The sequence below is a fragment of the Pseudomonas sp. 3A(2025) genome (assembly GCF_054589175.1).
This window is the reverse complement of the sequence record NZ_BAAILM010000062.1, coordinates 32,369-44,535: the sequence shown is the minus strand read 5'-3', so window position 1 is coordinate 44,535 and position 12,167 is coordinate 32,369. Positions and strand designations below refer to the sequence as shown.

The 12,167-nt window shown below is 61.6% G+C and carries 11 protein-coding genes and 1 other RNA gene; 4 read left to right on the top strand and 8 right to left on the bottom strand.

What is annotated here, in order from left to right:
• The first annotated feature begins 21 nt into the window (after positions 1–21).
• Complete coding sequence (gene fnr / locus ACYP2A_RS21825; protein WP_459748005.1) at positions 22–756, top strand: fumarate/nitrate reduction transcriptional regulator Fnr; 735 nt, start codon at positions 22–24, stop codon at positions 754–756.
• 73 nt (positions 757–829) lie between these two features.
• Positions 830–1,378 (top strand): adenine phosphoribosyltransferase, encoded by a 549-nt coding sequence (locus ACYP2A_RS21820; protein WP_459748004.1) that lies wholly within the window; start codon positions 830–832, stop codon positions 1,376–1,378.
• A 10-nt stretch (positions 1,379–1,388) separates the two neighbouring features.
• Here the strand turns inward: ACYP2A_RS21820 and recR are convergent, their stop codons facing one another.
• From recR to dnaX, 4 genes are all read right to left on the bottom strand, one after another.
• Positions 1,389–1,991, bottom strand: coding sequence for a recombination mediator RecR (gene recR / locus ACYP2A_RS21815; protein ID WP_459748003.1), 603 nt, complete (start codon positions 1,989–1,991; stop codon positions 1,389–1,391).
• A gap of 93 nt (positions 1,992–2,084) precedes the next feature.
• The gene (locus tag ACYP2A_RS21810) at positions 2,085–3,119 is read right to left on the bottom strand and encodes an NADP-dependent oxidoreductase (protein WP_459748001.1); all 1,035 of its coding nucleotides are present in this window, start codon (positions 3,117–3,119) and stop codon (positions 2,085–2,087) included.
• 146 nt (positions 3,120–3,265) lie between these two features.
• Entirely contained in the window at positions 3,266–3,592 is a 327-nt protein-coding gene (locus ACYP2A_RS21805) for a YbaB/EbfC family nucleoid-associated protein (protein ID WP_459748000.1), read from the bottom strand.
• A 61-nt stretch (positions 3,593–3,653) separates the two neighbouring features.
• Positions 3,654–5,726, bottom strand: a complete 2,073-nt coding sequence (gene dnaX, locus ACYP2A_RS21800) for a DNA polymerase III subunit gamma/tau (RefSeq protein WP_459747999.1) — start codon at positions 5,724–5,726, stop codon at positions 3,654–3,656.
• Positions 5,727–5,933: 207 nt separating this feature from the next.
• On the opposite strand from dnaX, the gene ACYP2A_RS21795 reads away from it, so the two are divergent.
• Positions 5,934–6,665 carry a substrate-binding periplasmic protein gene (locus tag ACYP2A_RS21795; protein ID WP_459748094.1) on the top strand — a complete coding sequence of 244 codons (732 nt, stop codon included), beginning with the start codon at positions 5,934–5,936 and terminating at the stop codon, positions 6,663–6,665.
• Positions 6,666–6,677: 12 nt separating this feature from the next.
• On the opposite strand, the gene ACYP2A_RS21790 is transcribed toward ACYP2A_RS21795, so the two are convergent.
• Both ACYP2A_RS21790 and aceE read right to left on the bottom strand, forming a co-directional pair.
• Positions 6,678–7,400 carry a GNAT family N-acetyltransferase gene (locus tag ACYP2A_RS21790; RefSeq protein WP_459747998.1) on the bottom strand — a complete coding sequence of 241 codons (723 nt, stop codon included), beginning with the start codon at positions 7,398–7,400 and terminating at the stop codon, positions 6,678–6,680.
• Between the two features lie 54 nt (positions 7,401–7,454).
• Positions 7,455–10,124 carry a pyruvate dehydrogenase (acetyl-transferring), homodimeric type gene (gene aceE, locus ACYP2A_RS21785; RefSeq protein ID WP_459747996.1) on the bottom strand — a complete coding sequence of 890 codons (2,670 nt, stop codon included), beginning with the start codon at positions 10,122–10,124 and terminating at the stop codon, positions 7,455–7,457.
• Positions 10,125–10,258: 134 nt separating this feature from the next.
• On the opposite strand from aceE, the gene ACYP2A_RS21780 reads away from it, so the two are divergent.
• A complete protein-coding gene (locus tag ACYP2A_RS21780) occupies positions 10,259–10,714 on the top strand; it encodes a MarR family winged helix-turn-helix transcriptional regulator (protein ID WP_459747995.1) in 456 nt (151 codons plus the stop codon).
• Here ACYP2A_RS21780 and ACYP2A_RS21775 read toward each other — a convergent pair.
• Together ACYP2A_RS21775 and ffs are read right to left on the bottom strand one after the other, a co-directional pair.
• The gene (locus tag ACYP2A_RS21775; RefSeq protein ID WP_459747994.1) at positions 10,699–11,769 is read right to left on the bottom strand and encodes a transketolase-like TK C-terminal-containing protein; all 1,071 of its coding nucleotides are present in this window, start codon (positions 11,767–11,769) and stop codon (positions 10,699–10,701) included. The genes ACYP2A_RS21780 and ACYP2A_RS21775 overlap by 16 nt on opposite strands.
• Positions 11,770–11,984: 215 nt before the next feature.
• An RNA gene (gene ffs, locus ACYP2A_RS21770) (signal recognition particle sRNA small type) lies at positions 11,985–12,081 on the bottom strand.
• Positions 12,082–12,167 lie beyond the last annotated feature (86 nt).

Sequence of the window (12,167 nt, the reverse complement as noted above, 5' to 3'; positions counted from 1 at the left end):
TATCCCACAAGGAATAGAGTGATGTCCGAGCCAGTCAAGTTGCGCTCCCATAATCAGGCTCATTGCAAGGATTGCAGTCTGGCACCGTTGTGCCTGCCCCTGTCGCTTAACCTGGAAGACATGGACGCGCTGGACCAGATCGTCAAGCGTGGCCGCCCGCTGAAAAAGGGTGAGTTTCTGTTTCGCCAGGGCGATACCTTCGAATCGGTGTATGCGGTGCGTTCCGGCGCCCTGAAGACGTTCAATATCAGCGACGGCGGCACCGAACAACTGACCGGTTTCCACCTGCCCAGCGAACTGGTCGGCATGTCCGGGATGGACTCCGAGGCCTACCCGGTTTCGGCGCAGGCACTGGAAACCACTTCGGTGTGTGAAATCCCCTTCGAGCGCCTGGACGAACTGTCGGTGCAATTGCCGCAGTTGCGCCGTCAGTTGATGCGGGTCATGAGCCGGGAAATCCGCGATGACCAGCAAATGATGCTGTTGCTGTCGAAAAAAACCGCCGACGAGCGTATCGCCACGTTTCTGGTCAACCTGTCTGCCCGCTTCAGGGCACGGGGCTTTTCGGCCAATCACTTCCGCTTGAGCATGTCGCGCAACGAGATCGGCAACCACCTTGGCCTGGCGGTCGAAACGGTGTCCCGCGTGTTCACCCGCTTTCAGCAAAGCGAGCTGATCGCCGCTGAGGGCAAGGATATCCAGATTCTCGACCCGATCCAGCTCTGCGCGCTGGCCGGCGGCGCCATGGAAAACTGAGAAACAGCTCAAACGTGCGATCCAGAGCTGACCGACCTACACTGTCGGCCTAACTCGCCCCTGGATCGCCCGTATGACTTTTGACGACAGCCTTCTCAAATCCCTGATCCGCCCGGTCGTGGACTTCCCCAAGCCCGGCGTGGTGTTTCGTGACATCACCCCGCTGTTCCAGTCGCCCAAGGCCACGCGTCAGGTCATCGACCATTTCGTGCAACGCTACATCGATGCCGACTTCAACCAGATCGGCGTGATGGATGCGCGCGGCTTTCTGATCGGCTCGGTGGTGGCGTATGAGCTGAACAAGCCGCTGGTGCTGTTTCGCAAACAGGGCAAGCTTCCCGCCGATGTGCTGTCGCAGGCCTATCAGACCGAATACGGCCAGGCGTTTCTGGAGGTGCATTCCGACAGCCTGTGCGATGGCGACAGCGTGGTGCTGTTCGATGACCTGATCGCCACCGGCGGCACATTGATAGCCGCCGTCAACCTGATCCGCCGCATGGGGGCACGCGTGCATGAAGCTGCGGCGATTATCGACCTGCCGGAGCTGGGTGGCTCCAAACGGCTGAATGACCTGCAAGTATCGACCTTCAGCCTGACGCACTTTTCGCTGGATGAGTTGTAGGAAAATCTCGTTACAGCGCGATCGGTTTACGGCCCGCGAACGAGTGGGCCAGGGTGCCGCCGTCGACCAGGTCCAGTTCGCCGCCCAGCGGGATGCCATGGGCGATGCGTGAGGCGACCAGGCCCTTGTCGCTCAATAACTGGGCGATGTAGTGCGCGGTGGCTTCACCTTCCACCGTGGGGTTGGTGGCCAGGATCACTTCGGTAAAGCTGCCTTGTGCGGCGATGCGCTCCAGCAGTTGCGGAATACCGATGGCCTCAGGACCCAGCCCGTCCAGCGGCGACAAGTGGCCCTTGAGCACGAAATAGCGGCCGCGGTAGCCGGTTTGCTCCACCGCATAGACGTCGGTCGGCCCTTCGACCACGCACAGCAGTGTGTCGTCGCGACGTGGGTCGGCGCATTGCGGGCAGAGTTCTTCTTCGGTCAGGGTGCGGCAGCTCTTGCAATGGCCGACGCCGTCCATGGCCTGGCTCAACGCCAGGGCCAGTCGCGAGCCGCCGCTGCGATCACGCTCCAACAGCTGCAATGCCATACGCTGGGCGGTTTTTTGGCCGACACCTGGCAGCACCCGGAAGGCATCGATCAGTTGGCGAATCAGAGGGCTGAAGCTCATGAAGAAAAGTCCCACACAATCGAAAGACGCGGTTTATACCCGCGCCTTGTCGTCAGCGTCAATCAAACGCTAGAAAATCAAAGCCCCGAAAAATCAAAGCTTCGAAACCTCGACCACCAGCTTGCCGAAGTTGCGCCCTTCAAGCAGGCCGATAAAGGCTTCGGGCGCCGCCTCCAGGCCCTGCACCACGTCTTCACGGAATTTGATCTGCCCGGAGGTGACCAACGGCGTCATCGCGTCGATGAATTCCTGGCGACGCGAACCGTACTCCTCGAAGACGATAAAGCCCTGAATCCGCGCACGCTTGGTCAGCAAGGTGCGCATCAGCAGTGGCAACTTGTCGGGGCCGGCGAACTCGCCCTGGGCGTTGTACTGGGCAATCACGCCACACAGCGGAATCCGCGCCCGCGCATTAAGCAGCGGCACTACGACCTCGAAGACCTTGCCACCCACCAGCTCGTAGTAGATATCGATACCTTGGGGGCAGGCTTCGGCCAATTCGGCGGCAAAGTTGTCACTGCGGTGATCGATACAGGCATCGAAGCCCAACTCATCAACCACATAAGCGCACTTGTCGGGCCCGCCGGCAACACCGACCACACGCAGGCCATGCAGTTTGGCGACCTGACCGACCACCGAGCCGACCGCGCCGGAAGCGGCGGCCACCACCAGGGTTTCGCCGGCCTTGGGTTTGCCGATGTCCATCAGGCCCATATAAGCCGTCATGCCCGGCATGCCCAGTACCCCCACGGCCAGCGAAGGACTGGGCAGGTTTTTCGGCAGTTTCACCAGCGCCGAACCGTCATGAATACTGTGGGTCTGCCAGCCAGTCGAACCGACGACCAGATCGCCCACCTCGAAGTTGGAGTTCAGCGATTGCTCGACCACGCTGACCGCGCCACCTTCCATCACCGCGTCGATCTGCACGGGGTCGGCATAGGACGGTGCATCGCTCATGCGTCCGCGCATGTAAGGGTCGAGCGACAGGAACAGGGTGCGCAGTTGTACCTGGCCACCTTTGAGGTCCGGCAGCGCTTCACGTTCCAGGCGGAAGTTTTCCGGGGTCGGTTTGCCTTGTGGCCGGGAGGCCAGGACGATTCGCTGGTTCAGAATCAGTTCTTGCGTCATTGCCAATACTCTCCACTGGTTAGGCTGGACATACAGGGCAGACCACTGCTCATCCCTGGCGTTCGATTTTCATTGTTTCGTGTTGCGCAGACAAAAAAATGCCAGGACATGAGCCTGGCAATTTTTTACCTGCACAAAAACAGCCGTTAGAACGGCAGTTTCATGCCCGGCGGCAGCTGCATACCGGCAGTCATGCTCGCGGTTTTTTCCGAGCTGGCCTGCTCGATCTTGCGCACGGCGTCGTTGACGGCGGCGGCGATCAGGTCTTCCAGCACTTCCTTGTCTTCCTGCATCAGGCTGTCATCCAGGTTGATGCGCTTGACGTCGTGACGACCGGTCATTACCACGCTCACCAGGCCTGCGCCCGATTGACCGGTGACTTCCGCATTGGCCAGTTCTTCCTGCATCTTGGCCATTTTTTCCTGCATTTGCTGGGCCTGCTTCATCAGGCCAGCCATGCCACCTTTCATCATGGGGTATCTCCTTCAAACGGATGGTTGGTTTGCACAACGCCTATGAGCGCTGTGCGTTCAATCAGTGAGCTTGCACTTCAGGAGCGTCGACCGGCTTGATCGTATCCTCGCGAATCACCGCACCAAACTGCTGCATCATTTGCTGGACGAACGGATCGGCCTGAATCGACGCCACGGCCTGGCGTTGACGCTCGGCGCGCAGCCGTGAGGCGGCCTGGGCCGGGGTTTCCTGCTCCGGGCGGATCAGTTCGATACTCAGTTGGATCGGGCGGCCATGGTACTGGTTCAACGCATCGCTCAGGCGACGCTGCTGGGTGGCGTTGAACAATGCGCTGTGCGCCGGGTCCAGGTGCAGCAGCCAGCGGGCACCCTCGGCGCTGATCAGCGTGCAGTTGGCGGCAATGCTGCCGGTCATGCCCGAGATTTGCAGTTTGGGGAAAATCTCCAGCCATTCCAGCGCCAGCCCGGTGGCCGGCATGGCAGCAGGCTCGGGTTCTGGCTCCGGTGCTTCCTGGTGCTGCACGCTTTCGTGGGCGAGTTCGTCGAGGTAGCTGAACGAAGCCGGGTCGATATCGACCTCAGGCTCGACATAGTCATCGTCCAGCGGCGGCTCGTCGTCACGCGCCAGCGGCGCCGACAGGTAGGCGCTGTCGGGAATGTCTTCGAGGGCGCCGGCGCCTCGATCCGGGGCCATGACCGCCACCGGCTCAGGCGCAGGTTCTTCCACCTGAGGTGCATCAGGCACCGGGCTGGCCGGCGTCGGGACCGGCATCGGGGTCAGTTCGGGCGGCTCGGCGGCAGTTTCGAGCACAGGTTCTGGCGCGACGGGGGCCGTAACCTGCTCAGGCGCTTTGGGCTCGTTCCACGGCAGATCGACCTCTTCGACCGGTTGCGGCTGAGGTTCAAGCTCACGAACAGGAGCAGGAGCAGGCTTTGGCGCAACGGGTGCGGCCGGGGCTTGCAGCGCTGGGGCCACCGCCGGACGGGGATCAACCTTGGCCTGGCTGATCCCCACTGGCTTTAGTGGCTGGCTCGGTGCGTCGCTGCTGTCGGCGGGCCGGAATGCCAGCATGCGCAGCAGAACCATCTCAAAGCCGCCACGTGGATCGGGCGCCAGCGGCAGGTCGCGCCGGCCGATCAGGCCCATTTGATAGTAGAACTGCACGTCTTCGCCGGGCAGCGCCTGGGCCAGCGCCAGCACCCGCTCGCGGTCGCCATGACCGTTGTCGAGCGCTTCAGGCAAGGCCTGGGCAATCGCCACACGGTGCAACACATTAAGTATTTCGGCGAGCACGCCACTCCAGTCGGGGCCCTGTTCGGCCAGGTGGCGCACGGCTTCAAGCACGCCACGGGCATCGCCTTCAAGTAACGCGGTCAGTACATCGAACACCTGACCATGGTCCAGCGTGCCGAGCATGGCCCGCACATCGGCCGCCTGCACCTTGCCCTCGCCAAAGGCGATGGCCTGGTCGGTCAGGCTCATGGCATCGCGCATCGAACCGTCGGCGGCGCGCCCCAGCAGCCACAGCGCATCGTCTTCGAAAGGAATGTTTTCGGCACCCAGCACATGGCTCAAGTGCTCCACCACCCGCTCGGGGGTCATGTTTTTCAGCGAAAACTGCAGGCAACGCGAGAGGATGGTCGCCGGCAGCTTTTGCGGATCGGTAGTCGCCAGAATGAACTTGACGTAGGGCGGCGGCTCTTCGAGGGTCTTGAGCAAGGCATTGAACGAGTGACTGGAGAGCATGTGCACTTCGTCGATCAGGTAGACCTTGAAGCGTCCACGGCTCGGCGCGTATTGCACGTTATCGAGCAGTTCGCGGGTGTCCTCGACCTTGGTGCGGCTCGCGGCGTCGATCTCGATCAGGTCGACAAAGCGGCCTTCGTCGATCTCCTGACACACCGAGCAGGTGCCGCAGGGCGTCGAGGTGATGCCGGTTTCGCAGTTCAGGCACTTGGCGATGATGCGCGCGATGGTGGTCTTGCCCACCCCTCGCGTGCCGGTAAACAGGTAGGCATGGTGCAGCCGCTGGCTGTCCAGGGCGTTGATCAGAGCCTTGAGCACATGGGTCTGGCCGACCATTTCGCGGAACGAGCGCGGACGCCATTTACGTGCAAGAACCTGATAACTCATCGAAAACCGTCGCGAAGGGAAGCTGAAGACCGCTAATGCTAGCGGAGCAAGGCTAAAATTGCATCTGGTGTCATGTACTGGACACGTTACCGGCCTGCGTGCACGATCCCGACCTAGCCTCGAACAGGTACAGACATGCCATCGAATCTGCCGCGCCCTGGTCTCTTCACGCTAAAAATCGCCCTGTGCAGCGCGCTGCTGAGCGTGATGCTGCCGTTTGCCCAGACCACCGGTGCCGCCAGCGAGCCGCCGCTGCGTTTCTCGGTGACCGAGAGCTGGTCAATGCCGCTGATTCGTATAGAAGGCCACCAACCGACCACCGGCATTCTGTTCGACATCATGCAGAGCCTGGCTCGTCAGGTCGGGCGCACAGCCGAGTTTCACGTGTTGCCGCGCCTGCGCATACAGACAGCGATGGAACAAGGGGATATCGATGTGCGTTGCTACACGTCACCGGCCTGGCTGAGCAGCCTGTCGGGCGACTATTTCTGGAGCCTGCCGATCCTGATCCAGCGCGACCTGCTGCTGGCTTCGCCTGAAACCGTCGGCCCCTACCCCGAGCAATTCGACAATGAAGTGGTCGGCACCGTGCTGGGCTACACCTACCCGGAGCTGAAGCACCTGTTCAACAACCACAACCTGCTGCGCGAAGACGCCCGCAATGAAGAACAAGTGCTGAGAAAACTGGTGGCTGCTCGTTATAACTATGCAGTGGGCAGTCAGTTGGCGCTGGACTGGGTCAACCGCGACCTGTCGACAAAACGGCGCTTGAAGGTGGTGTCGGTGATCAGCGAACAGCCCGCCGCCTGCATGGTGCGCAACGACTCGGCCTTACCGGCACAAAAGATCCTGCGCACCCTGCTGCGGATGAAAATGTCCGGTGAAATCCAGCAGATCGTCGACCGCTATACCGCCATGCCGGCCAATGATGGGCCTTGACAGGGCATTCGCCTAAATCAACCGTAATGGTCGCCGGGCCGGCGCCAGCGCGCCCTCGCCCAGGCGCTCGACCACCAATGCATCGGCCTGGCGCGCCAGGCGGTCCAGATGCCGGTCGCGGTTTTTCTCGGCGTCGCTCATCGCCCGCCGGCCATGCTGGTTAAGCAGGTAGGCGTGAATTTGCAGCACTTGCTCGCTGCGATAGATCGGCTCGACATCCAGCACGGCAAGCCGCCCGTCCGAGCTGTGGTCGCGATTGTTCATCAACACCTGCGGGCCACGCGCGCCCAACACCTGAAAGCCCAGCGCTTCGAAACACGGCACCTTGCTGGCAAAGCAGGCCAGCTCCGCATGCGGGTAACGCGCAAGCATCGCGGCCAGCATGCCCCGTGCCACGCCCTGGCGGCGCCGGTTGGCCAGCACCGCCATATAGGCCACAGCACACGCCTGCGGATCGTCTTCATAGGGCAGATACAGCAGAAAGCCAATCACCGTGGCCGGGTCTTCGGCATCCAGCGCCAACACCAGCTCTACCGACAAGCCCAGCGAACCATCCATGGCCTCCTGATAGCGATTGACCTCGAAACCGACTCCGTACTGATACAGCGGGTACAGCGGGTTACTCGGCAGGATGCCGACCATGCCGATGTCACTGACATAGTCGATGACCATCTGCATGATCTGGCTCTTGATCGATTCGGGCGGCGGATTTTCCAGGCGGGTGATGGTGAACATGGGTGACGGCAGGCTCGCGGTTGACTGGCGTGCATCATAACCCGCATGGACGAATCAGACGCTGACCGGGTCGGTCTTTTCAGAATCGATACCCAGATCGACCAGCGCCCTGGCCACCACCTCACGCTCGATCACGCCGTCATCGGCCAGCGCCTTGAGCGCCGCCAGCACGATGAATTGCCGGTCGACCTCGAAGTGCCGGCGCAAGGCCTCGCGGGTATCGGACTGGCCAAAGCCGTCGGTGCCCAGCCCCACGAAGCGCCGGTCGCCCAGCCACGGACGAATCTGATCAGCATGAATCTTCATATAGTCAGTGGCCACGATCACCGGCCCCGGATGGCCCTCCAGGACCTGGCGCACATACGGTACTTGCGGTTCGTCCAGTGGATGCAACAGGTTCCAGCGCTCCGCCGCCTGCGCGTCGCGACGCACCTCGGTGAGGCTGGTGGCGCTCCACACTTCGCTGCTGACGCCATAGTCGCGCTCAAGGATTTCGCCGGCAGCCAGCACCTCGGGCAAAATCGCACCGCTGCCCATCAGTTGCACATGCCGCGCGCCATTCACCGCACGCTCGACCGGCAGGCGGTACAAGCCCTTGATGATGCCCTGCTCCACACCCTCGGGCATGTCCGGGTGCGTGTAGTTTTCATTGAGCACGGTGATGTAGTAGTAGACGTCCTGCTGCTCGACGAACATTCGCTGCATGCCGTCATGAATGATCACTGCCAGCTCGTAGCTATAAGTCGGGTCGTAGGACAGGCAGCACGGCACGGTCGCCGACATGACATGGCTGTGGCCGTCGTCATGTTGCAGGCCTTCGCCCATCAGCGTGGTACGCCCGGACGTAGCGCCGAGCAAAAAGCCACGAGCACGGGCATCACCGGCCGCCCACAGCAGGTCGCCGACGCGCTGGAAGCCGAACATCGAATAGAAGATGTAAAACGGCAGGGTCATTACGCCGTGGTTGGCGTATGAGGTGCTGGCCGCGATCCACGACGAGGTGGCGCCCGACTCGTTGAGGCCTTCCTGCATGATCTGGCCGTCGCTGCTTTCCTTGTAGTACGACAGGGTTCCTGCGTCTTGCGGGGTGTAGAGCTGGCCGACATGGGAATGGATGCCGATCTGGCGAAACATGCTTTCCATGCCGAAGGTGCGCGACTCGTCGGGCACGATCGGCACCACCAGACGACCGATCTGCGGGTCCTTGAGCAAGGTGCTGAGGATGCGCACGAACGCCATGGTGGTCGAAATGGTCCGTTCGCCAGTGCCCTTGAGCTGGCCTTCGAGTGCCGACAGCGGCGGGATGGCCAACGGCTCGACCTCAGCCTGGCGTGCCGGTATCTGCCCGCCCAGGCTGGCGCGGCGTGCTTGCAGGTAGCGGGCTTCGGGGCTGTCGGGCGCCGGACGCAAGTACGGCATTTCGCCGAGCTGGTCGTCGGACAGCTCCAGGCCGAAGCGGTCACGGAAGGCCTTGACCGCATCACCGCCCATTTTCTTGAGCTGGTGGTTGATATTCTGCCCTTCGCCGGCCTCGCCCATGCCAAAGCCCTTGACCGTCTTGGCCAGGATCACCGTCGGCCGGCCCTTGTGGCGCATGGCGGCGCTGTAGGCGTTGTAGACCTTGACCGGGTCGTGACCGCCACGCGACAGCTTCCAGATCTGCTCATCGGTCATATCGCTGACCAGCGCCAGCAGTTCCGGGTATTTGCCGAAAAAGTGCTCGCGCACATAAGCGCCGTTCTGCGACTTGTAGGTCTGATATTCGCCATCCACGCACTCCATCATGCGTTGGCGCAGCAGGCCGCTCTGGTCTTTTTCCAGCAAGGCGTCCCAGCCGCCGCCCCAGATGACCTTGATCACATTCCAGCCGGCGGCGCGGTACAGGCTCTCGAACTCCTGAATCACCTTGGCGTTGCCACGCACCGGGCCATCGAGGCGCTGCAGATTGCAGTTGACCACGAAGATCAGGTTGTCGAGCTTCTCGCGACCGGCCAGAGAAATGGCCGCCAGTGATTCCGGCTGGTCCATCTCGCCGTCGCCCAGAAAAGCCCAGACCTTGCGCCCTTGATGCGCCTTGAGGCCGCGATTTTCCAGGTAGCGCATGAAGCGCGCCTGATAGGCGGCGGTGATCGGCCCCAGGCCCATGGAGACGGTCGGGAACTGCCAGAAATCAGGCATCAGCCGTGGGTGTGGATAGGACGAAATGCCGCCGCCATCGGTCTCGCGGCGGAAATTATCCAGTTGCTCTTCGCTCAGGCGGCCCTCAAGGTAGGCTCGGCCATAAATACCCGGCGACGAGTGGCCCTGGATATACAGCATGTCGCCAGCAAAGGCCTCGGTGCGGCCACGGAAAAAGTGCTCGAAGCCCACGTCATACAGCACCGCCGCCGAGGCGTAGGTGGCGATATGACCGCCCACCCCGGAATGCTTGCCGGCACGCAACACCATGGCCAGCGCGTTCCAGCGGATGTAGGCGTTCAGGCGCTTCTCTACCGCCAGATCGCCCGGATACGGCAGCTCGCGCTCGGTGCCGATGCTGTTGATGTAAGGCGTGGTGACCCGGCCATGAAAGTCGCCATGCAGCGAGACATCGAAGTCCAGCAACTGGTCGATCAGAAAATGCGCACGCGGGCGGCCTTCTACCTCGACCACCGAAGCGATCGAGTCGAGCCATTCGCGGGTTTCCTGCGGGTCAGCATCAAGGTGAGGGGAGCTTTGCGCCATCGAAAATCCTCCTGGACGGGCAGCGGCCAGCACGTGTGTGCCAGGCCATTTGATTGCACTTGCAATTGAATCTATCGTTAAGCGCGCTATGATTGCAACTGCAATTACTACTCAGCCCCTTCTCTGGAGCCTGCATGGCCACCCCTTCCCCGGACCTCTGGTTCAACTTCGTTCGCGCCCATCGCAGCCTTATCCGCGAAATCGAACGACGCCTGGCCGACGAGAAACTGCCGCCCTATGCGTGGTACGACGCCCTGTGGGGCATCGAAAGCGGCCCGGACGGTTGCCGGCGCATGCACGAACTGGCCGATGTGATGGCGATCGAACGCTACAACCTGACCCGTCTGGTCGATCGCCTGGAAAAAGACGGGTTTGTGCAGCGCATCAAGGCTGTTGAAGACGGGCGCGGCGCCACGGCCTGCATCACCGACAGCGGGCGGGAATTACGCAAACGGATGTGGGTGATTTACAAACAGGCGGTCGATGAGCTGTTTCTCACGGCGTTCGATGACGAGCAGCAACGGGCGTTTGCCATGGCACTTGAAGAAACCATTGGCAATGCCCGTAAGCCGGCTCACACCAGGCGATAACGCTGCTGCGCCTGGCACAGCACCTGAGCGCTGAACTGTCCTTCACGCACCAGCGCCTGCAACGCGCTGTAAACCATCCAGTAACGGTTCAGGTGCTGGTCAGGCGCCAGGCTGTCAGCCCCCAGCGCACTGAACGGTGCTGTCAGGTGAGCGCCGATCTGCGCTGCCACAAATTCGGCATAACCGGTCACCGCCAACACCGGTTCATGGGTCGCTGCCAGGCACTCATGCAGGTGACAACGACGCGACGTTTCGTTGCGATGCCGGCGGTTCCAGCGCTGCACCGCCTCGGCATCACGCGCCAGCCGGGTGTAACTGGGGCAACTCCAGACTTCACCGTTGACGCCCCACTCCTGTTCAAGCAACTGCGCAGCCGCGCGGACTTCACGCAGCATGAGCCCCGCGCCCAGCAAACGGATACACGGACCTGTTTGCTCGCTACCGGACGGCAAACGGTACATGCCCAGCCAGGCCTGGGTGCGGTCGCAGGCAACGTCTTCGCCGGGCTCGTCATGCAGGGTCATGTAGCAGAAGGCTGGCTGCGCATCGAGATACAACGACTGCAACGCGCCGGCCAGCACCACCAGGGCTTCCTCGCCACAGGCCGGGTCGAACGGCAAACAATGCCGGTTGGCAGCCAGCCATAACGGTAACCAGGGATGCGCGCCCTTGGCCCAGCGCGACGGCGACGACTCGATGTCATTGAGCACAATGCCGCGCTCGCCGATCTGGCTCGTCAGCATCGACACGTGTGCCGACGTCGCCGATTGAGTCAGGTAGAACAACGGCTGCTCATGCCTGGCGCGCTCACTGAACCACAGCGGCCAGGCACTGATCGGCGTGTCGCTGCGCTGATTATCGGCGCGGTCGTTGATCACCTGCAGCTGGCCATGCAGAGACGCTTCTTGCTCCAGGCGCCGTAACACCTCAAGGCTGGTAAACAAGGGCGAGCTGCAACTGCCGGCGCCCTCCTGACGCCACTGTTCGATACGCTGGATACAGACCTGAACCGCACTATCGGTTGGCGCGTTATGCTGAAGACGCTGGGTGTCCATCCCTTCAAACTCCTCTGGGTTACATACCTCGGAGGTGAAGGAATAATCCAATGTGATTGCATATGCAACAAAAATTAAAAATGCCGGACAGCCGAAAACGCAGCTGTGGGCTGTGCAGGAAAAAGACGAAGAGAGGCTGAATCGAGGTGACCCGTGGGTAAGCAAGAAGAGTAATTTGATGCAGCTCAAGAACATGAGCTCAAGAAAGGTGGCAGCCCCACCAGCCACACCCCGGCACACAATGTTCCCGCTATGGCTGCTTCCTTCCGGATCTGACCAGGTTCACGGGTAATCGTTGCGAGGGGACCGATAGGGCTACCATAACGACACTTGCCAGTGACAAGCCGCGCCATTGTACCTACCTGAAGCGAAGTTACAACCTTTGAATAAAATTAAAA